Source organism: Aquibacillus rhizosphaerae (assembly GCF_030282825.1).
GTDB lineage: Bacteria > Bacillota > Bacilli > Bacillales > Amphibacillaceae > Aquibacillus_C > Aquibacillus_C rhizosphaerae.
The window spans coordinates 31,403-53,049 of record NZ_JASTZU010000058.1 but is presented as its reverse complement, the minus strand read 5'-3'; the positions used below and the strand labels follow the sequence as shown (position 1 = coordinate 53,049).

Genomic DNA, 21,647 nt, shown 5'->3' with positions numbered 1-21,647 from the left:
CATCTACTTCTTTGAATCTTTAATTTAAGCTGTTGGAACACCTAATTTTCTTACGTCAACAAAGTGACCTTCAATAGCCGCAGCTGCAGCCATTTCTGGGCTTACAAGGTGTGTTCGAGCTCCGTTACCTTGGCGACCTTCAAAATTACGATTTGAAGTGGAAGCGCATCTTTCCCCAGGAGGGACAATGTCATCATTCATTGCAAGGCACATACTGCAACCCGCTTCGCGCCATTCAAATCCAGCTTCTTTAAATATAAGATCTAAACCTTCTTTTTCAGCCTCAGCTTTTACACTGAATGAGCCAGGTACTACCATAGCCCGAACGGAAGGGTTTACTTTTCTACCTTTTACAATTTCTGATGCTCTTCGTAAGTCAGTAATTCTTGAGTTCGTACAAGAGCCAATAAACACATGTTCAATTTTAACAGAAGAGATAGGTTGCTCTGCTTCAAGCCCCATATATTCAAGTGCGCGTTTAATTTCATCTTTGCCATTAGCCGTTGTTGCACTATCTGGGCTAGGGGTAGAAGCGCTGATAGGAATACACATGCTAGGATTCGTTCCCCATGTAACTTGGGGCTCGACTTCAGCAGCTTCGATTTCTACTGTTGCGTCATAGCTAGCACCAGGATCGCTTGCAAGGTTTTTCCACGCCAAAGCAGCTTTTTCGAACTGTTCTCCCTTTGGAGCATGACGTTTCCCTCTCAAGTATTCCACGGTTGTCTGGTCCGGGCTAATTAATCCAGCTCTAGCACCAGCCTCGATTGACATATTACAAATGGTCATGCGACCTTCCATAGAAAGTGATTCAATCGCTTCTCCAGTATATTCAATAACATATCCTGTACCGAAACGCACCCCGTATTTTCCGATAATTGCAAGAATTAAATCTTTTGCTGTGATTCCTTGACCAAGTTTGCCGTTAACTTTAACATTTAAAGTTTTTGGTTTCGCTTGCCATAGCGATTGGGTGGCAAGCACATGTTCTACTTCACTAGTCCCGATACCAAATGCTAAGGCACCAAAAGCGCCATGTGTGGAAGTATGACTATCACCACAAACAATAGTTTTTCCGGGTTGTGTTAAACCAAGCTGAGGCCCGATAACGTGAACAATTCCTTGGTCAGGATGATGGATATCAGCAAGTGATATATCAAATTCTTTGCAGTTCTCTTGTAGTGTATCCATTTGTGTTTTTGAAATCTGATCTTTAATGACGTTGCGATGAATAGTAGGAACGTTATGATCCATTGTAGCAAACGTGCGGTCAGGACGACGAACTTTGCGACCATTCATTCTTAATCCTTCAAACGCTTGAGGGGAGGTCACCTCATGAACAAGATGTAAATCGATATAAAGGAGATCAGGCTTTCCCTCTTCTTGATGAACAACATGTTGATCCCAAATTTTTTCAACTATTGTTTTAGGTTTCCCCATTTTAAATCACTCCTTATTCTATTTAAGACTTATAATTAAAGTTTATTAACCTTTTTGAGCTTTAATATAATCTACAATAAGATTAGTCATTTCAGTGGTGTTAACTTTTTGCCCATCCAAAACTTGTAGATCAGCGGTGTGATAACCTTGATCAATAATCGCTACAACTGCTTTTTCTATTAACTTAGCTTCATCTTCTAATTGAAGTGAATGTCTTAGCATAAGTGCTGCTGATAAGACCATTGCTAATGGATTGGCAATTCCAAGACCGGCTATATCTGGAGCAGAGCCGTGAGCGGGTTCATACAATCCGACACCGTCTGCTGCTAAGCTAGCAGACGGTAACATCCCAAGTGAACCTGTTAACACAGAAGCTTCGTCACTTAAAATATCTCCAAACATATTTTCTGTAACAATTACATCAAATTGACTTGGATTAGTGATTAATTTCATTGCGGCAGCGTCAACTAAGACGTGTTCAACAGTTACATCAGGATAATCTACCTTTTTCGCTTCAACAATCTCTCGCCATAGTTTACTAGATTCTAAAACATTAGCCTTATCAACAGAGGTAAGGTGTTTACTTCTAAGTTGAGCGCTTTGAAAAGCTTTATCAACAATGCGCTCAATTTCTGATTTTGTATAGGTTAATGTGTCGACTACAGCATTACCGTTATCTCTGCGCTCGCTAGGGGTGCCAAAATATAAGCCGCCAGTAAGTTCACGGACAATTAGGAGATCACTTCCATTAATTACTTCCTCTTTTAATGGTGACGCATGCAGTAATTTTTCAAATCCTTTAACAGGTCTTAGATTTGCAAATAAATCTAATGCTTTACGAATACCTAATAATCCCTTTTCAGGACGGAGGTGGGAGGGAAGTTGGTCCCATTTTGGTCCACCAACCGCACCAAGTAACACCGCATCAGCTTGCTTACAAGCGATGACAGTTTCTTCAGGAAGAGGTGTTCCATGATTATCAACGGCTACGCCACCAATGTCATGTGAAAGAAAGGTAAACGTATGATTAAATTGACTAGCGATAGCGTCTAGTACTTTTTTTGCTGCATCCATTACCTCGGGACCAATACCGTCACCGGGCAGTAGTATAATTTTTTTTTGCATGTTTTGACCTCCTAATAACCGTTAAATATTTGCTTGTTTTGATTCTAACTTTTTGTTTAAAAATACACGATTAACTGCGTTTAAAAATGCTTGTGCTGCCGCTTCTAAAACATCTTGTGCAGATCCGCGTCCGCTAACAGCTGTTCCATTAACAGTCATACTGACATGAACTTCGGCTAAGGCATCTCGCCCTTTACCAATTGAACTTAGATTGAAGTCACTTAAATGAATTTCCTCTTTAACGAGTTTTTCAATCGTATTGTAAAGTGCTTCAACGCTTCCTTGTCCTGTACAAGCTGTCTCTGCACGTTCACCCTCTGGTGTTGTAAGAGCAACTGTAGCAGTAGGTAGGTTAAATGAGCCATACTGAACTTGAAAAGATTCTAACGTGTATCGTTTAACGTTAGATACATCTGTTTGAATATCTGTTAGAATAGTAAATAAATCATCGTCTGTAACTTCTTTTTTTCGATCAGTAAGCAATTTAAATGCTTTAAAAGCTTCCGCTAATTTTTCTTCTGGTAATTGATATCCTAATTGAACAATTCTATCTTTAAAGGCGTGGCGCCCGGAATGTTTTCCTAATACTAAGTTGTTAGATTGTATCCCAACAAGCTCAGGTGTAATAATTTCATAAGTGGATGCATTTTTTAAAACGCCATCTTGGTGAATCCCGGATTCGTGGGCAAATGCATTTCTACCAACAACGGCTTTGTTGCCAGGCACGGCCATTCCTGTGAATTTACTTATAAGATCGCTTGAACGCTTAATTTCTTTTAATACAAGGTTAGTAGTATAAGGATAAAAATCATTACGAATAGTTAGTGCAACTGCAATTTCTTCTAGCGCTGCGTTGCCAGCACGTTCGCCAATACCATTAATTGTACCTTCAATTTGTGTTGCGCCATTTTCTATAGCTGCAATTGAATTTGCTACAGCCATTCCTAAATCATCATGACAATGACATGATAGGGAAGCTTTATTAATATTTGGAACGTTTTCTTTTATATAGAGGAACATTTCACCATATTCTTTTGGTGTTGTATATCCTACTGTATCAGGTAGGTTGATAACGGTAGCGCCAGCATCAATTACCTTTTCAATAATAGTAGCTAAAAATTTCAAATCAGATCTAGAAGCATCTTCTGCAGACCATTCCACATGTGTGAATCTTTGTTTCGCATAAGAAACCATTTCAACTGCGATATCAATAACTTCTTCTGGTGTTTTCTTTAATTTGTACTCCATATGGATAGGGGAGGTAGCTAGAAAAACATGCAACCTTGGTTCCTTTGCATCTTTCAATGCTTCCCAAGCGATATCAATATCTGATTTTTTTGCACGAGCAAGAGCAGTCACAGAGGAGTTCTTTATGGTTTGTGCAATTTTTCTTACTGCTTCAAAATCACCTTGGGAGGAAGCAGGAAATCCTGCCTCCATAATATCAACACCCAAGCGTTCCAATTGTTTTGCGATTTCTAGTTTCTCAAGTTGATTAAGATTAACGCCAGGAGACTGTTCTCCGTCTCTTAGCGTTGTATCGAAAATCTTAATTTGAACCATTCGAGACCACTTCCTTCTTAGCGTTTGCCTTTTGCTTAACAAATGGCATTAACTCACGAAGTTCTCTACCTACCTTTTCAATTGGATGGTTATTTTCTTTAGCGCTTATTGCATTAAACTGAGGACGATTTGCTTGGTTTTCTAAAATCCAACCTTTAGCAAATACACCAGTTTGAATATCAGTTAACACATCTTTCATACGTGCTTTTGTATCTTCGTTTACTACGCGTGGTCCGGATACGAAGTCACCCCATTGTGCTGTGTCAGAAATAGAGTAACGCATTCCTTCTAGTCCGCCTTCATACATTAAGTCAACGATTAGTTTAAGTTCATGCATACATTCGAAGTAGGCAACTTCTGGCTGATATCCAGCTTCTGTAAGAGTTTCAAACCCAGCTTTTACTAGGCTAGTTACTCCACCACAAAGTACAGCTTGCTCACCGAAAAGGTCAGTTTCTGTTTCTTCTTGGAAAGAAGTTTCTAGGATTCCAGCACGACCTGCACCAATTCCTTTTGCATAAGCTAATGCAACATCAGTAGCGGTTCCGGTAAAGTCTTGATAAATACCATAAAGTGCAGGTACACCAGCGCCTTCTTCAAAAGTTCTACGTACTAGGTGACCTGGTCCCTTAGGTGCAATAAGGAAAACATCTACGTCTTCTGGAGGTACGACTTGATTAAAATGAATGTTAAAGCCGTGAGCAAATACTAACGCATTTCCGGCTTGTAGGTTTGGTTTAATGCTTTCTTCATAAATTTTTGGTTGATACTCATCAGGAAGCAGTACCATAACAACATCCGCTTTTTTTGTTGCATCTGCTACGGTTTGAACTTCTACACCATCTTCAACTGCTTTATCCCATGACTTTCCTTTTCTTAGGCCAACAACTACATCAAATCCACTTTCTTTAAGGTTTAATGCGTGCGCATGACCCTGTGATCCATATCCAATAATTGCGATTTTTTTAGATTTTAAAACCTCTTCGTTAATATCGTTGTGATAAAGTACTTTTGTCATAATTAATACATCCTCTCCACTTTGTTTGTTATATATAAATTTAGTAGTACATAGGTTCAATGTTTCTAAAACTACTCTTTTCTACTTTAATAAAGAGTATGATGGTAGTTCAGCCACTTGTGGTTGTTGGCCACGTAAAAAGGCTGTTAATCCAGTACGGGCTAGCTCTTTGATACCGTAGGGACGTAATAAATCAATCAATGCTTCTATTTTATCTGGCTTTCCAGTAACCTGAATAGAAAGACTATCCTTACTAACATCGATTACTGATGCGCGAAATGGTTCAATGATACCTTGAATTTCACTTCTAAGTGCGCTGCTACTAACTATTTTTATTAGTGCCAGCTCTCTGGCAACAATAGCTTTATCTGTAATATCAGAAACTTTTAATACATCAATTTGTTTATTAAGTTGTTTGGTTACTTGCTCGAGTTTTTGCTCGTCTTCAACCTCTACAACAAATGTCATTTTTGATACACCATCAACTTCTGTTCTACCGACGGAGATGCTTTCAATATTAAATTGTCTTTTTTGCAATAAACCTGTAACTCGGTTTAAAACTCCGCTTCGATTTTGTACGGTTGCTGTTATGATACGTCTCATGATGGTTTCACCCCAATCATCTCGTTTATTCCACTACCAGGAGCAATCATTGGATAAACATTGTCTTGTTGAAGCACTCGACAATCAACAACAACTGGACCTTCATGGGCAAATAGTTCTGGTAGGGACTTAATTAAATCTTCTTGATCAGTTATTTTCATTCCCTTAATGTTATATGCTTCAGCTAATTTTACAAAGTCTGGTTGAATACTAAATATAGACTCTGAGTAGCGTTTTTCATAAAATGATTCTTGCCATTGACGAACCATTCCTAGTGCACCGTTATTAACGATAATTACCTTAACTGGAAGGTTTCGTTCTTGTAATATAGATAACTCTTGGAGGGTCATCTGAAAACCGCCATCACCAACAATTGCAACGACTGTCTCATCCGGAGCGGCTAGTTGAGCACCGATTGCAGCTGGGAAGCCAAATCCCATTGTTCCAAGTCCACCGGAAGTTACCCATCGATTTGGTTTGTTAAGCGTATAATGCTGAGCGGCCCACATCTGGTGTTGACCAACATCAGTCGTGACAATGGCTTCACCATTTGTTACTCTGTGAATTTCTTTAATTAGCCACGGCGCTATCATATCTTTTTCGGGTTTGTTATACCAAAGTGGATAAGCGCGCTTATTATCTTCAATTTTACTCATCCATTCATCATGTTGAGGTGATTCCTTCACATGTTTGTGTAACAGTTGTAATGCTTGCTTAGAATCGCCAACAATTGGAATGTGTGTTTTAACATTTTTCCCAATTTCTGCAGGGTCGATATCGATATGAGCTACAATTGCATCTGGAGCAAATTTTTCAAGGTTACCAGTCAACCGATCATCAAATCTTGCTCCTATATTTATCAACAAGTCGCATTCATATATAGCCATATTTGCAGCGTAAGTTCCGTGCATACCAGCCATTCCGAGTGACAGTTCGTGGTCACCAGGGAAGCTACCTAAACCAAGAAGTGTGTTGGTTACTGGTAAAGAATGCTTTTCTGCAAAGAATCTTAATTCTTCAGAAGCTTTTCCAAAAAGAACACCTGCACCTGCAAGAACAACTGGCTTCTTAGCCTTTGCTAGCGCCTCTGCAAGTTTTTTGATTTGCAAAGGATTTGGTTTCAATGTCGGTTGATAACCTGGTAAGTGGAAATCTGTCTCATACTTACCGTCGCCGGGGCCAGCAGCGATATTTTTTGGAATATCAACAACAACAGGACCTGGGCGACCGGTAGAAGCAATATGAAATGCTTCTTTAATGATACGTGGCAGGTCACTAATTGATTGAACTTGATAGTTGTGCTTTGTAATCGGTGTGGTAATACCCATCACATCGGCTTCTTGGAAAGCATCAGTTCCAATTACGCTTTGGTTTACTTGCCCAGTGAATACTACTAGAGGTAATGAGTCCATCATAGCGTCTGCAATTCCTGTTATTAGGTTCGTTGCACCTGGACCAGATGTTGCAATGACAACACCTGGTTTTCCAGAAACGCGAGCATATCCTTCTGCTGCATGAATGGATCCTTGTTCGTGTCTAGCAAGCACTTGATTAAAAGAGTCTTTTGCTTTATATAAAGCATCAAATATTGGTAAGACAGCACCTCCAGGATATCCAAATAATGTATCTACACCTTCGTTAATCAAAGATTCAACAAAAAGATCAGCACCTGTTTTTGATTGTGTGCCGGTCACGATTCCCGGCTTTGCCTCTACTCTTACCATTGTAATCCCTCCTAAAAAGAATAATAATTTTGAAAATTTCGGATAAAAAATAAAATGAGTATAGAAAAAAGGCCAATTTCTTCCCTGAATAAACTGCAAACTGCAGATTAACAAGGGAGAAAAGGCCTTATCTTTTCACGGTACCACCCTGATTCACAACGTTTTTACAAACGTTGTCTCGTGAAGCTATCATCAAATGAGATAGTAGCTTCTTTTGATAACAGGTGCTCAAATACACCTGGTTAAACCTACTAGAAATATTCGTTCAGTTTAACACTCGGGGACGATGTCAGAATAAGGTGTATTTCCGGGCTTCCAGCAACCCCGGCTCTCTGAGAATACAATTTCTTATTCTTTTATTCCCGTCATTGATTTACTTTATTTTATTTACTTATCACTATTTTATACTATTTAATTGTTAAAGTTAATACTAACTATAACATAAAAGTAGTTTCATACTAATGCCTAATCACTTTTAAAATTTATAAATTTACATATTGAACAATTTCAAAAACATTTATACTTTTTAGTAATTATTTTTATTGGTGATTGACGACAATAATACAACCATTTAAAGCAGAGGTCAACAGGTTTAGTAAAAATTTTCTGACATTTGTTATAACCGTCTATACAGTAAGCGCTATCATTACTGAAGCGGCAAAAGAAATATTAATTTGTGAACATTTTTGCAGCGCTTGCACAAAAGTGGGATAATAAGGAAAATAAGAGATAATTACTAACTTTTGATGTGAGATATTATTACCTAGAATAATGAATGCTATACTGATTTTAAATTTATTCATCTGTTAGATACTAGAATAGAGGCTTATCATTGTGTTATGATATTTTAAATTTGATTGGGGGGAAAGAGAGATGAAACAACTTTGTATTATTCCCTGTGGTAAAAAAAAGATATGGGATAAAAATAAAAACATAGGTCCTGTTACGGCAAAGGAGGCATACATTGGAATATTTCATTCTATTTGTGAGCGATATGCCAATACTTTCTTTAAAGAAAACTGGGTGATACTATCTGCAAAGCACGGACTTTTACTCCCTTCAGATATAGTTGAAGAAAATTATGATCTTACATTTAATATGAAAAGTAATCAAATTATAACTATTTCTAAATTAAAAGAACAAATTATTAATAAAAGGCTTGATCATTATCAAGATATCATTGTGCTAACTGGCAAAAAGTATAAGCCTATTGTGGAGTCTAGTTTTAAAGATATCTCATCTATTCAGTTTCCATTAGAGGGATCTAAGGGAATCGGTCATATGCAACAACGCCTAAAATATGCAGTTGTCAATAAAACACCGATACATAAATGATGTTAGAAAATATAACATTGTATATGGGTGATTATTAAATTGTGATAATATAATAAGGAAGTGATTGGTTCAAGTTACTAGGTGGAGGAGATAATTATGCCATTATACTTTGCGTACGGAAGTTGTATGAGCTTAATAGATTTGAAGCGTCATGTACCTGAAGCGATTTATGTGGAGTCAGCAATACTTAAAGATTACCGATTAGGATTTACACTTTGGTCTAAACATCGTCAAGGTGGTGTTGCAGATATTGTTTCGGAAATAGGGTCAGAAGTAGAGGGTAAAATTTTTGATGTTCCTAATTTTAAAGGTTTGGATTTGCGAGAAGGACATCCACATATGTATCGAAGAATATCCGTGGAAGTATATCCTTTTAATCAATCGAAACCAATTGTTTTATCAACCTATGAGGTTGTAAATAAGAAAAAAGAAATGGATCCATCAAAATCATATGCAGATATTATAATGGATGGTTGCGTTCATTTAACAGATGGATATCAAAAAGCTTTAAAAACTAGATTCAAAGGTATAATCGATTAGAGCGAAATAATAGTCACAGTAAAATAAAAAGGGGGCACAATTTTATGCTCCCCGCCAAGCTAAAATTCGCTACTATACCACTTGAAGTAACCTAAATACCAAGAAATGCTAGCAAAGAGTATGAGCATCATGAGCATAAGGCCCATAAATAACCAATCCTTTTTAGAAACTGTAAACGTACGATAAAATGTTCGATTTCTACTATCTGTAAATCCTTTTGATTCCATTGCAGTTGCTGTCCGTTCTGCTTTTCTAATAGCGCTAGCTAATAGAGGTACTGCAAACCGTTTTGACTGCTGAATTGACTCCTTAATTGAGCTAGCACGATTTACACCCCGCACACGATGGGCTGAGCGAACTAATCCTAATTCCTCCCGCATAGAAGGTAAAAATCGATAACCTGCTAAAATCCCATACGCCAATTTAGGTGGCATCTTGCATTGTTGCATAAGACTTAAAATTAAATGAACAACATTTGTTGTAAGAATAAACATAAGGGTTAAAGATGTAAAACTCATCATTCTTAAAGACAAAGCAAGTGCTGTAGTGAAGTCTTCTTCGGGCACCAAAAAACCTAGTAAAGAAATAACGTTTTTTGGATTATTCGGTTCGTTTGCAAATACAATGGTAGTCCAAAACATACCAACACTAAAAATAAGAAACGGAGAAAAGAAAAGCGCATATCTTTTCCAGGGAACTTTTCCAACACCTATGGTTAGTATCCATATCCAGACAATAAATAGCAGTGGAGTAATTGGATCGAATACAAGTGTAAGTAGTATAACAGAAAGTATCACTGTGATTGCTTTAATACTTGGGTTAAGACTATGAAGAAACATAGGCAAGTCTCTTTTCATGTATCTTTTTCAACTTTATTTTAAGTGGTAATTGTAAATGCCACTTATCGAGCTTCTCTGTTGAACAATTCCATAATTGTTCTGGAGTTACGTCTAAGGCAATATTCCCCTTTTCTATTACGATAACCCGATCAGCATAGTCATTGACTATATCCATATCGTGAGTGATAGCTATAATTGATGTTCCTTTTTGGTACCGTTCCTTTAAAAGTTTCAAGAGTTGTTTAGTTGAATACGCATCCTGACCGAAAGTAGGTTCATCTAAAATCAAAAGTGACTGATCGTCAACAATCATTGTAGCAACACTTAGTCGTCTTTTTTGACCTTGACTTAATGTGTAGGGATGGTGGTCTTCTAAATCTGATAACTGACAATGATCTAAGGTTCGTTTTACAAGCTGATTGATTTGATCTGTAGGTAATTGTTGCATACGAAGACTAAAAGCAACTTCATCGAAAACACTGTCAGTAATAAACTGATGTTCAGGGTTTTGGAATACATAACCAATTCTTTTACGAAGTTGCTTCTCCTTCCAATTTGTAAGCGGCTTTTTTTCAAGCGTTACTTTTCCACTTGTTGGTTTTTGTAGTCCTGCAATTAATTTAGAGAACGAGCTTTTACCACTACCATTTGCACCTACAATAGCGACAAATTGCTCTTTGTAAAAAGTTATATTGATAGGTTTTATTATATCTGTTTTGCTTTTAGTCCATGATATATCTTCTAAACGTAGCAAAGGTGTAGTTATTGTTTTATAGACTTTGCTACTAGCTAGTAGACTACTTGGAATGGGGTGTTGTGTAAGTTCCTCAATCTTTATTGGCAAGTTGGCAATAGCCTTACCGCTTTGCTTTTCTGCTTGTATTGCTATTTCTGTTACTTGCGGAATAGAAATACCTATCATTTCTAGAGCAGAACGGTGCTGATTTAGTCCTTTTCTTAATAAACCATCAAAGAAAATTTGACCTTTTTCATTCATAAAAATACACCGGTCAATAAATGTTACCCAGTTCTCAAGCTTATGTTCAATAACGATAAGAGAAAAATCCTTTTCTTTTTGTAAATCGCGTAATGTCTTTATAAAATCACCTGATGCTTTGGGATCTAAGTTGGCTGTGGGTTCATCTAATATAATCACTTCAGGTTCCATCGCAAGAATACAAGCCAATGCTATTTTCTGCTTTTCTCCACCAGAAAGTGTGGAAATCACCCGGTCTTTGTAAGCTTCCATTTCGACAAGTTTGAGCGTGAAATCTACTCTTTTCTTCATTTCTGATCGATTGATTCCGATATTTTCTAGTCCAAAAGCTATTTCATCTTCGACCGTGAGCATGCAAAATTGACTTTCAGGATCTTGAAAGACAACACCAATGTGATGTGCTACACCACCATTCACAAAACTTTTTGTATCTTTACCGTTGATTTTGACTTCTCCATTTAAGGTACCGTCTAATTCTCTGGGAAATAATCCGTTCAGACAATGGGTTAATGTGCTTTTCCCACAACCACTTGGCCCTAAAATAAGTAAGTTTTCATTCTTATGAACATCAAAGCTAATGCCATCTAAAATAGCTCTTTCATGATCCTCTTCAAAAAACAACTTTAATTGGTTGACTTCGATAATAGGTGAACCATTCATGCGGCTTTTTTCCTTTTTTGTTCTTTACCCAATGCAAAGCTTGAGAGAACACCTGTTTTAGCTAATGCATCACTCAACATTTTTCCTAATACACCCGCTATGAGGGCGCCGCTAACTAAACGAATTGCGAACATCGTAAGTATATAGCTAGGTGCAAATGCAATATAGCCATTCATAAACATTCCCCATATAAAGCTTGTTACAGCTGAGCCCATACCAGCTAACATTAATACCCAAAGGGAATAAATTTTCCAACGCGTAGCAGCAAACACTGCTTCAGCCCCGATCCCCTGTATCATTCCTACAAGGATTAAGATTGGTCCTAATGAATTCCCGAGCATAAACTCTATTGTTGCAGCAATTGTTTCAGAAATAAATGCTGCTCCAGGCTTACGTATAATATAGGCAGCAATAATTGATACAATAAACCAAACGCCAAATATAGGCTCATATCCGATTGGTCCCATAAATCCTACTAATATATTACCTACTGGTAAAAAAGCTAAATAGATGACTCCAAAGACTACTGCTAATGCTGCCATGACCACAATTTCTTTTAATCTCCAATTACCCACTATTCATTTCCACCTTTCACTGACGGACTATTTGCTGACATTGTTATCGTCATTACTGTGTGCGTAGAACCGCCCTCTTCTAATTCGATAAATACTTTTTCTAAGCCGTTAAACACATCATTAGCATCGCCATCTAGTCTAGTTGCGTAATGTGTACCACTAACATGTACATATTGTTTCATAGCTTCAATTTGCGAATAGATTGTGTTCATATAATCGCCTCCACCTAGAGGGTATAAGGCAAACTTTGTTGCAACTTCTTGTTTAATTTGTGTAGATTCTTGATTGTTTAAAGTAGAGTCATCTTCAGCCATATAAACATCTCCAGCTGTATCTCCTGGACAACCAACAGAATATGTAGCATTAAATACTACATGCACTCCTGACTTTGCTGCTTGCAGAAAGATAGCTTTTGTCACATCAAAAACATGGGTGATTCTTCCTCTAACTAGCGTAGTAACATCATCGGTGTTAATCCATACCTTTGATGTATCTACATGCTCAATCGCGGTAGTTATAATTTCTACAAATCTATCACTCATTGGATGGACTGAGAAACTTACACCAGCAATTCGATTACTTTCACATACAAAATTACTCATAATATTTCCTCCTTTAGTAAATACAAAAAAGCTGCATTCCCATAAAAGGAAATACAGCCAGAAATATGTAATAAGACTTCAATGAATCATACATCGTTTCGACTGCACTTCCCCACGCTAGTATTATCTAGTTCGGGTACTAAGGGTCAGAACCAATGGATCCTCTCAGCCGCTATTCGCAGCCCCCCTAGTGCAACTAATCTTATTTAGTTGTTCAACACATATATAGTAACCCGAATCTTATAAACTTGTAAAGAAATTATTTATATATAGGTTTTTCTCACGTTTTTCCTTTGATTGAATAAACAAGAAGAGTGAAGAATTCATTTTAAATTTAACAGGGAGAGGTGGATGAATTTTGTTTTATCATGTTAAAGAATTACAGTACAGAGCAAAACCAGAGAGACCTGATCCGATATATGCTAAAAAGTTACAAGAAATATTAGGTGGTCAGTTTGGAGAAATTTCTGTCGCATTACAATACTTATTCCAAGGTTGGAATACAAGGGGAGACGGAAAATATCGGGATTTATTAATGGATACAGGTGCAGAAGAAATTGCACACGTAGAAATGCTAGCTACAATGATTGCTAGATTATTAAATGATGCACCAGTTAATGCACAGGAACAGGCAGCAAAAGATCCGGTAATTGGAGCGGTAATGGGTGGTATGAATCCTCAACATGCGATTGTTTCCGGTCTTGGTTCTATGCCAGTGGATAGTGTCGGAAATCCATGGACGGCAAGTTATATTAATGCAAGTGGTAATTTATTAGCAGATATGCGTATGAATTTAACCTATGAATCACAGGGGAGATTACAAGCGGTGCGTCTTTATGAAATAGCGGAGGATCGTGGTGTGAAAGATATGTTGTCGTGGTTAATTGCTCGCGATACGATGCACCAAAATCAATGGTTAGCAGCAATTGCTGAATTGGAAGCAAAAGAAAATGTGGTAGTACCTAGTACATTTCCTAGAGAGCTAGAAAAACAAGAAGTTTCCTACACTTTATTTAATTACTCAGCAGGAAATGAAAGTGCTAAAGGTCGTTGGGCATATGGTCCAAGTATGGATGGTTGTGGTGTATTTAACTACGTTGAAAACCCAGTACCATTTGGAAAGAAGCCGAAGTTGAAGCCTGCACCAAAGTGGGTTCATGATACGCCGTTAAATGTGTTACGTACTTCAGATGTACATCCAGATCCAGATACAAAATAATCTAAGATCTTGTTATGAAAAAGAACTTTTATTTAAGGTAAAGCGAGTATCTAATGGGGTAGTTACTCATTGGACGCTCGTTTTTTTTCGAAAAACTACCTTCGTAAAGTTTGTTGCTATCAAAATGCAACGTATCTACTGCCCGATATAACGACAAGAAGTCGCACTTGAACTACATCGAAAAATCTTGACCAATTTTATCTTTATGATGTTGCATATAGATTTATGGGGAAACCATGTTGAGACTTTTTTTATCCCTGAACAACATCATGATTTAGAAGTGACGACAACATCTATTGTCAGTATCCAAAAAAGTCCGTTTATTCATCGAGTGGAGTATTCACCTGAAATGAAAGCTATTTTTCATTCTGAACTTTTTCATAATCATTATTTATCATTTATAAATGAAACAGAGTATACGTATTTAAAACCAGAACAAATAGAAGAAGTTGTCAATGAAGTTGGGGGAATAGAAAATCCAGTTCAATTTTCTATTGCTATAATGCAATATTTACATGAAAAATTTACTTATAATGGTGATGCAATCCATGTAAACACTAAAGCACACGAATCTTTTGAACTTAAGAATGGCGTTTGCCAGGATATCACGCATGTCATGTTAGGTATTTTACGAGCAAAAATATACCGTCACGTTATGTTAGTGGTTATTTATATGTTGGCGAAAATTCCGCTTTAGTAGGTGATTCAGCCACTCACGCATGGGTTGAAGTTATGGTGCCAGGAATTGGTTGGGTAGGTCTCGATCCTACTAATAATGTAGAAGCATTAGAGAATCATATTCGCGTTGGAACGGGTAGAGATTATGCTGACGTGAGTCCTCTTCAGAGTGTTTATCGCGGTGGAGGCCATACATTAGATGTAAAAGTCTCTGTAAATTTAATTGATCAATATTAAGTGGATTTTCAAAAAAGCTATCAAATATGATAGCTTTTTTTGGTAGAAAGAATAGCTCATTGAACTGGATACTCCATAATTAAAAACGTATTACCATTATTAATAAATTGCTTGCCACAAATAAAACCAACCCTTTTATAGACAGTTATCGCACGCTGATTGAACATTGCGACACTTAGACGTAATTTAATTGGTTGGAAAGTTGTTATTGCAAAACCAACCCCAGCTTCAACAAATTTTTGTCCAAAACCCTTACCAGTATAGGATGGATTCATAGCTAGGCCAATGTCTAAAGCAGTTTCTTGATATAATCCTGCACTAATCCCACCAGGAACTAAAGCACTATTTCCAAAACAATAATATCCTATTAATTGACTTTTGCTATTCTTACAACCGTAGAAAGTACCATTTAACAACTCATCAATCCCTTCTTTACTATCGCTTAGGTTATAAAGACTATAGATATCTTCATATTTCCACGTACTAATTAGTTTTGCTTCTTCCTTTATTAATGGTTTTATATACATAGTTTGTTTCGTTTCTCCCTTTTCTCATATATTAACTTCTTTTATTTTAGCATAGTTTTGGACTGCCAATTATCTAGACTAGAATGTGTTAAAGGTGAATTAATACCTAATACAATTTTAATTTAGTATTATTAATTGTAGTCTAGGTAAATTAAAGTAAAAGGAGTGATATGATGCAAAGTCATTATAATCAATCATGGAATTTGAATACCATTTTTAAGGGTGGTAGTGAATCGGAATCTTTTCAACGATACATAGAAGCACTTATTGAAAATCTAAACAAGCTGGATGTAGAAGTAAGAAAAATGAAAATTCCTGTACAAATTAATGAATCGGTTGCTTTAGAGAAAATTGTTGATTTACTAGGTGTTGCAACAAAACAACTATCTGAAATGTCTGCGTATATTAGCTGTTTAAGCGCTCAAGATGTAAATGATAAAGAAGCGCGGATTCTCATTGGGAAAAGAAACGAATTGTCAGCTAAATATGCTACCACATTAACAATGTTTGATAACAAATTAGTTTTAATCTCAGATGATGTATGGCAGCAATTATTAAGCCAGCCTAAGCTTGCGGAATTAACTTTTGTATTAAATGAACGCAGAAACCTATCAAAAGATAAGTTACCTGCGGAACAAGAAGTGTTAATAAATGATCTTGCGATTGATGGTTACCATGCATGGGAAGAATTGTACGACACTATCGTAGGTAGAATGTCTATTTCATTTAAAAAAGGTGATACAGAAGAAAGCCTTTCGGTTGGACAAGCTGAAAATAAATTAAGTGACCCTAATCGTCAAGTTCGAAAAGAGATGTTTGAAGCATTAGGATTAGCTTGGACTAAAGAGTCAGATTTATTTAGTGAAACATTGAACCATTTGGGTGGTTTTCGTCTACAAACGTATAAGCACCGTGGTTGGGATAGTATTTTGAAGGAGCCGTTAACATATAATCGAATGAGTGAGAAGACACTTTATGCGATGTGGGAAGCAATTACAAACAATAAAACCGCTTTTGTTTCTTATCTTAAAAGAAAAGCGAATATTTTAGGCTTAAAAAAACTTAGCTGGTATGATTTAGAAGCACCGTTATCACAAACAGAAACAACAGTGGACTATGATGATGCAGCAAGGACAATCGTAGAACAATTCAATCGCTTTAGTACTAAAATGGCTTCATTTGCACAGACAGCTTTTGATAAACAATGGATCGAAGCGGAAGACCGACCTGGTAAGAGACCTGGTGGGTTTTGCACTAGCTTTCCTGATAGTAAACAAACACGAATATTTATGACTTATTCGGGTAGTGCCTCTAGTGTAGCAACATTAGCTCATGAACTGGGTCATGGTTATCATCAGCATGTAATGGATGAATTAGATATACTTAACCAAAACTATGCAATGAATGTTGCTGAAACTGCTTCAACGTTTGCTGAAATGATTATAGCAGATGCAGCAGTTAAAAACGCTGTGAATCCTCAAGAAAAAATTGCTCTTCTTGAGGATAAAATACAACGTAGTGTAGCGTTTTTTATGAATATCCATGCACGTTTCTTGTTCGAAACTTCATTTTATGAAGAACGGAAAAAAGGGATTGTATCGACAGAAAAATTAAACAATTTAATGGAACAAGCTCAACAAGAAGCTTTTTGTGGTGAATTAGATACGTACAATCCAACATTCTGGGCTTCTAAACTTCACTTTCATATTACAGATGTACCATTTTATAATTTTCCGTATACATTTGGTTATTTATTCAGTCTTGGTATTTATGCAAATGCAATTAACTCTAAAGATGATTTTGAAACAGTATATAATGAGTTATTAAAAGACACGGGACGAATGAATGTGGAAGAATTAGCTGAAAAACATTTAAATGTAAAATTAGATGAATTAGATTTCTGGGAAAAGGGAATACAACTTTGCATAGCTGATGTGGAAGAGTTTTTAAGATTAACTGAAAATTACATTTAATAGCACTAAAGAAAAATAAAGCAAGGATTTCTCATCTGAAAATCCTTGCTTTATTTATATAAATATATAGTTAGTTGTTTTTTTGTCTTTTGAATTCAGTGATTAATATGTCAGGAGCAGTAGCAGTATTAAAAGTGAAAACTCCTTGGTTTGTATGCAAATAAAGTAAATAATTTTGAGCTAGAGGCTTATAAGAGATATCAAGTACTTCAAAAAGGTTAAACTCATGTGTTGGTATAATGATTTTATCCGTATAAAGGTTAATATAGTGAACAGTTTCAACGAAGTTTTGATAGTTATTAACAATTTCCCGATTTACTTTAACATAGGGGTGTGAGTGCACTATTTCCAAAATGAGCCTCCTTACACATTTATTTGTTTCATTATGTCAGACGGAGCTTTAATAAACAAATATCTAATTCCTCCTTATAGAATGATTTAAAACTATTTATTTATGCAGGATTTAACCGCTTCACTCAACAATCACTTGATTCCTTATTTAATAAGTTGCAATTGTTGTTAACTCTGACGATTACTCAAAATTTCTGTTACTAAATTCTAAAATAGGCGCATTTTACTCACATATGAATAGATTATAGTAGAGGTGATTTGTGTGAGTGATATATTATTAGTTACGGTTGATGGTTCACCGCAATCGTTAAAAGCGATCGATTATGCAGTGAAATTGGCACACACATCAGGGTTTACAATTGAATTGTTACATGTTCAATCGAAAATAAATACACATTATGCAAATAAAAAAATAGGTAAAAAACAGCTACTAGAATACAAAAAAGAAGAAGCAATTAAAATTCTGGACATGGGAAGAAAACGTGTAGATAAGGGTATTAACATGCGTGTCAAATGGCGATTAGGAATTACATCACGTGAAATATGTGATGAAGCAGATAAAGTTGAAGCTATCGGTATCATCATGGGTGTGAAAAATATGGGGAAAGTAAAAGGGAGGTTATTAGGAAGTACCTGTTACAGTGTTATACGTAACGCGCCATGTCCTGTTATGCTTGTATCCTGAAAGACATCCGAATTTATTGCTTATCTAAATAGATTTAGTTATAATACAAATTAGCGAAAAAAGCATAGAAGTAAAGCCTTCAGGGGGAGCCAAGTTTTGGCTGAGAGTGAACATTTTGTTCAGACCCTTTGAACCTGTTAGTTAATTCTAGCGTAGGGATGGTGGCTTTTTTGATGGCGTAGTATGCAATGTGAGCGGGCCCTCCATCAGGAACCATCCCCCTTTGGCACCTGCTTTTTTTGTTGCCAAAATTTATGGGGAGGAATTCAAATTGAGTTCAAAACGTACGTTATTTCTTATCGAGGTCGCAATTTTCACCGCATTTGCATTAGTGTTAGATCTTCTACCATTTTTATCATTTAAGGTATGGGCACAGGGTGGTTCGATTTCATTCGCAATGGTACCTATTTTCATCGTTGCGTTTCGCTGGGGATTAAAAGGTGGTCTTTTATCAGGGTTGTTATTTGGTCTTTTACAAATAGCTACCGGAACAGCATGGATTATGCATCCTGTTCAGGGCTTTATTGATTATGCATTAGCATTTACAGTAATAGGTTTCGCTGGTCTATTTGCTGCAAAAGTGCAACAAAATTTAAAATCAGAAGATCGTTCTGCTTTCATTATCAATATCACATTTGGGGTATTGTTAGCGTGTGTATTACGCTTTATTGCTCACTTTATTGCTGGGATCGTTTTCTTTGAATCTCTAATTGATGGAATGAACATATGGATGTATTCATTGGTGTATAATGGATCGTATTTAATACCGTCATTTATTTTAAATACTATTATTGTTGCGTTCTTATTTAATAAGCGCCCTCGCTTAATTCAAGTTACAAATTAGTTTTTTATTGTTAAGGTCTTGTCATAATGCTGACAAGACCTTTTTGTATTAAGTCTTAATTTTATATTCGACATAAGAATCGGAAGTATGTACACGTAACTCAAATAAAAAATATGCTTATTACTTTGTCGTCACCGAACAACTTCACGTTGCATAGGCTATAGCACAGTTAACTGGTTATAGTTGAAGAGGAGGCAATGCAACGTGGAATTAACAATTTCTCATTGGTTATATGGTATTTTTACACTAGCAATCATTGTCACTATGATTTTTCGTAAAGGTGTCGTATTTCCAACATTACTCGGTACCTTTGTTGTAGCATGGGTATATCAAGGTAATATCGTTGATGGTTTTACGGCAATATTTAATGCAAATCTTGTCGCCGCAAAAGAACTTTTTAACATATTTTTAATCATTACATTTATGGTTGCGTTATTACATTCATTAAAAGACCTAGGTGCAGACAGAAGAATGATTCGACCGATTCAAAAAATAATGGTAAATGGGCACATTGCATTTTTCGTATTAATTGCTGTCACCTATATTATTTCCCTGTTTTTCTGGCCAACACCGGCAGTACCATTAATTTGTGCATTACTTGTTCCAGCTGCAATAAGAGCTGGATTACCAGCAATGGTTGCTGCTATGGCGGTGGCACTAGCAGGTCAAGGGATGGCATTATCCTCTGATTATGTTATTCAAGTTGCACCTGGACTATCAGCGAAAGCAGCGGGTGTAGAAACTTCTGTACTATTAGATCAAGCACTCGTACTTTCGTTGATTACTGGAGGAATTGCAATAGCACTAGCATATATGTTTAATCGCAAGAGTATCCGTTTTAAAAATGATCCTAAAATTGAACAGGAACTTGCTATCATGCAGGGGATGGAAGAAGAAAGTAAAAATAAACCTAAGAGCAACAATCTCCCTTTATGGAGTAAGATTTTTGCTGTGTTGGTACCTGTGTCACTTCTAATTGTAATGGTTTATATGATCTCTACAAAGTTAACAGAAGGGCGTATGGGTGGATTTGAGGGGGGGGATGGTGCAGCTTTTATTGGTGGAGTAGCTGTAGTATTGCTTCTATTATCCACTTTTGCATTTGGACAGCACAAGGCATTAGATTATATTAGCGATCATATTATTGATGGATTTGTTTTTGCTTTTAAAGCGATGGGACCGGTTATTCCAATCGCTGGTTTCTTCTTCTTAGGTAGCTCTGACTTTGCAGGAAGTATATTAGCTATAGGAGAGAGTGCACCACCTGCTTTATTATTTGATCTTGTCCAGTCATCACAAGAGTATTTACCACAAAATGCATTTTTGGCAGCCATAAGTATTTTAGTAATCGGGATTCTTACTGGATTAGATGGATCAGGTTTTTCAGGACTACCACTAACTGGTGCTCTATCTGGTGCATTAGCCAATGGAACAGTTGATCCAGTTACACTTGCAGCGATAGGCCAAATGGGATCGATTTGGACCGGTGGAGGTACAATTATTGCATGGTCATCATTAGTAGCTGTTGCAGGTTTCTGTGGCGTTCCAGTCATGGATTTGGTTCGTAAAAACTTTGTCCCTGTGATAATAGGGTTGCTCCTATCTACCTTAATAGCATTATTTATTTTTTAGGTTTTCGAAGATTATTGCTTTACATCCGTCGAACTTAATAGAAAGTGTGCACTAAGTAATCTTAACTTTTATGAACTACTTTTTCATTGTGATGAGCCTTGAGTGGTAATACTATGTTCCGACAGAATCCTCCGCTTTCCACGGGCACGGCTTCAGCTAACTCGGAAGGAGACCACTTCTGAGTGGATCTTCAGCTCGCGCTGTTCCCGTAGGAGTCTACATATTCTGTCTCCGCTAATTGTGATATAAATTAATCATTAGTGATTTAAATATTCTTATAGTTTTTTCTTTTAATTCTAGATTATTAACATTTATGAAGTATGATTGAATTCTATGAACAACTCTATCCTAACGCAGGAAATACATGGAGACTCCTTGAAAATACAAACTGATTTTCTGCGTGCGATGTTGTTCTAAGAAGCTTTCCTTATCCTGTGGGAAAGCGATGACGCTGAGACCCCACAGATAGCGTTCTTTGGG

20 protein-coding genes, 1 pseudogene and 2 riboswitches are annotated in these 21,647 nt (G+C 36.6%); of the genes and pseudogenes, 9 read left to right on the top strand and 12 right to left on the bottom strand.

What is annotated here, in order from left to right; translation table 11 throughout:
• Positions 1 to 24: 24 nt before the first annotated feature.
• The 6 genes from leuC to ilvB form a co-directional block, all read right to left on the bottom strand.
• Positions 25 to 1,440 (bottom strand): 3-isopropylmalate dehydratase large subunit, encoded by a 1,416-nt coding sequence (gene leuC / locus QQS35_RS17340; RefSeq protein WP_285933491.1) that lies wholly within the window; start codon positions 1,438 to 1,440, stop codon positions 25 to 27.
• A 45-nt stretch (positions 1,441 to 1,485) separates the two neighbouring features.
• Positions 1,486 to 2,565, bottom strand: coding sequence for a 3-isopropylmalate dehydrogenase (gene leuB, locus QQS35_RS17335; RefSeq protein ID WP_285933490.1), 1,080 nt, complete (start codon positions 2,563 to 2,565; stop codon positions 1,486 to 1,488).
• Between the two features lie 21 nt (positions 2,566 to 2,586).
• On the bottom strand, positions 2,587 to 4,128 hold the full coding sequence (locus tag QQS35_RS17330; protein WP_285933489.1) for a 2-isopropylmalate synthase: 1,542 nt from the start codon (positions 4,126 to 4,128) through the stop codon (positions 2,587 to 2,589).
• Positions 4,115 to 5,146, bottom strand: coding sequence for a ketol-acid reductoisomerase (gene ilvC, locus QQS35_RS17325; RefSeq protein WP_285933488.1), 1,032 nt, complete (start codon positions 5,144 to 5,146; stop codon positions 4,115 to 4,117). Before ilvC ends, QQS35_RS17330 begins: the two co-directional genes overlap by 14 nt.
• A gap of 81 nt (positions 5,147 to 5,227) precedes the next feature.
• A complete protein-coding gene (gene ilvN / locus QQS35_RS17320; protein WP_285933487.1) occupies positions 5,228 to 5,749 on the bottom strand; it encodes an acetolactate synthase small subunit in 522 nt (173 codons plus the stop codon).
• Complete coding sequence (ilvB, locus tag QQS35_RS17315) at positions 5,746 to 7,473, bottom strand: acetolactate synthase large subunit (protein ID WP_285933486.1); 1,728 nt, start codon at positions 7,471 to 7,473, stop codon at positions 5,746 to 5,748. The genes ilvN and ilvB overlap by 4 nt, the downstream gene beginning before the upstream one ends.
• An 873-nt stretch (positions 7,474 to 8,346) precedes the next feature.
• Between ilvB and QQS35_RS17310 the strand changes: the two genes are divergently transcribed.
• Together QQS35_RS17310 and QQS35_RS17305 are read left to right on the top strand one after the other, a co-directional pair.
• Positions 8,347 to 8,808, top strand: coding sequence for a DUF6884 domain-containing protein (locus QQS35_RS17310; RefSeq protein ID WP_285933485.1), 462 nt, complete (start codon positions 8,347 to 8,349; stop codon positions 8,806 to 8,808).
• Between the two features lie 96 nt (positions 8,809 to 8,904).
• The gene (locus QQS35_RS17305; RefSeq protein WP_285933484.1) at positions 8,905 to 9,348 is read left to right on the top strand and encodes a gamma-glutamylcyclotransferase family protein; all 444 of its coding nucleotides are present in this window, start codon (positions 8,905 to 8,907) and stop codon (positions 9,346 to 9,348) included.
• Between the two features lie 59 nt (positions 9,349 to 9,407).
• Here the strand turns inward: QQS35_RS17305 and QQS35_RS17300 are convergent, their stop codons facing one another.
• Genes QQS35_RS17300 through QQS35_RS17285 form a run of 4 tightly spaced genes read right to left on the bottom strand, consistent with a single transcriptional unit; the run spans position 9,408 to position 13,021 of the window.
• Positions 9,408 to 10,187, bottom strand: coding sequence for an energy-coupling factor transporter transmembrane component T family protein (locus QQS35_RS17300; RefSeq protein WP_285933483.1), 780 nt, complete (start codon positions 10,185 to 10,187; stop codon positions 9,408 to 9,410).
• Positions 10,174 to 11,844, bottom strand: coding sequence for an ABC transporter ATP-binding protein (locus QQS35_RS17295; protein WP_285933482.1), 1,671 nt, complete (start codon positions 11,842 to 11,844; stop codon positions 10,174 to 10,176). The genes QQS35_RS17300 and QQS35_RS17295 overlap by 14 nt, the downstream gene beginning before the upstream one ends.
• On the bottom strand, positions 11,841 to 12,419 hold the full coding sequence (locus QQS35_RS17290) for an ECF transporter S component (protein WP_285933481.1): 579 nt from the start codon (positions 12,417 to 12,419) through the stop codon (positions 11,841 to 11,843). Before QQS35_RS17290 ends, QQS35_RS17295 begins: the two co-directional genes overlap by 4 nt.
• Positions 12,419 to 13,021: a YkoF family thiamine/hydroxymethylpyrimidine-binding protein gene (locus QQS35_RS17285; protein ID WP_285933479.1), complete on the bottom strand. Its 603-nt coding sequence runs from the start codon at positions 13,019 to 13,021 to the stop codon at positions 12,419 to 12,421. Before QQS35_RS17285 ends, QQS35_RS17290 begins: the two co-directional genes overlap by 1 nt.
• A gap of 92 nt (positions 13,022 to 13,113) precedes the next feature.
• Positions 13,114 to 13,220, bottom strand: a riboswitch (TPP riboswitch).
• A 159-nt stretch (positions 13,221 to 13,379) separates the two neighbouring features.
• Between QQS35_RS17285 and QQS35_RS17280 the strand changes: the two genes are divergently transcribed.
• The 3 genes and pseudogenes from QQS35_RS17280 to QQS35_RS22950 all read left to right on the top strand — a co-directional run bounded on the left by QQS35_RS17280 (position 13,380) and on the right by QQS35_RS22950 (position 15,155).
• Complete coding sequence (locus QQS35_RS17280; RefSeq protein WP_285933478.1) at positions 13,380 to 14,240, top strand: manganese catalase family protein; 861 nt, start codon at positions 13,380 to 13,382, stop codon at positions 14,238 to 14,240.
• Positions 14,241 to 14,445: 205 nt separating this feature from the next.
• A pseudogene (locus tag QQS35_RS17275) lies at positions 14,446 to 14,948 on the top strand (transglutaminase-like domain-containing protein); the annotation flags it as partial.
• Between the two features lie 24 nt (positions 14,949 to 14,972).
• The gene (locus tag QQS35_RS22950) at positions 14,973 to 15,155 is read left to right on the top strand and encodes a hypothetical protein (protein WP_407933993.1); all 183 of its coding nucleotides are present in this window, start codon (positions 14,973 to 14,975) and stop codon (positions 15,153 to 15,155) included.
• A 56-nt stretch (positions 15,156 to 15,211) separates the two neighbouring features.
• Here the strand turns inward: QQS35_RS22950 and QQS35_RS17265 are convergent, their stop codons facing one another.
• A complete protein-coding gene (locus tag QQS35_RS17265) occupies positions 15,212 to 15,682 on the bottom strand; it encodes a GNAT family N-acetyltransferase (protein WP_285933475.1) in 471 nt (156 codons plus the stop codon).
• Between the two features lie 173 nt (positions 15,683 to 15,855).
• On the opposite strand from QQS35_RS17265, the gene QQS35_RS17260 reads away from it, so the two are divergent.
• Positions 15,856 to 17,655 (top strand): M3 family oligoendopeptidase, encoded by a 1,800-nt coding sequence (locus tag QQS35_RS17260; RefSeq protein WP_285933474.1) that lies wholly within the window; start codon positions 15,856 to 15,858, stop codon positions 17,653 to 17,655.
• 70 nt (positions 17,656 to 17,725) lie between these two features.
• On the opposite strand, the gene QQS35_RS17255 is transcribed toward QQS35_RS17260, so the two are convergent.
• A complete protein-coding gene (locus tag QQS35_RS17255) occupies positions 17,726 to 18,007 on the bottom strand; it encodes a hypothetical protein (protein WP_285933473.1) in 282 nt (93 codons plus the stop codon).
• A 261-nt stretch (positions 18,008 to 18,268) separates the two neighbouring features.
• Here QQS35_RS17255 and QQS35_RS17250 point away from each other — a divergent pair, with 261 nt between their 5' ends.
• The 3 genes from QQS35_RS17250 (at position 18,269) to QQS35_RS17240 (ending at position 21,167) form a co-directional block, all read left to right on the top strand.
• Positions 18,269 to 18,691 (top strand): universal stress protein, encoded by a 423-nt coding sequence (locus QQS35_RS17250; RefSeq protein WP_285933472.1) that lies wholly within the window; start codon positions 18,269 to 18,271, stop codon positions 18,689 to 18,691.
• 72 nt (positions 18,692 to 18,763) lie between these two features.
• A riboswitch (TPP riboswitch) is annotated at positions 18,764 to 18,867 on the top strand.
• Positions 18,868 to 18,962: 95 nt separating this feature from the next.
• Positions 18,963 to 19,535 carry an energy-coupled thiamine transporter ThiT gene (thiT, locus tag QQS35_RS17245; protein WP_285933471.1) on the top strand — a complete coding sequence of 191 codons (573 nt, stop codon included), beginning with the start codon at positions 18,963 to 18,965 and terminating at the stop codon, positions 19,533 to 19,535.
• 204 nt (positions 19,536 to 19,739) lie between these two features.
• Positions 19,740 to 21,167: a hypothetical protein gene (locus tag QQS35_RS17240; protein WP_285933470.1), complete on the top strand. Its 1,428-nt coding sequence runs from the start codon at positions 19,740 to 19,742 to the stop codon at positions 21,165 to 21,167.
• Positions 21,168 to 21,647 lie beyond the last annotated feature (480 nt).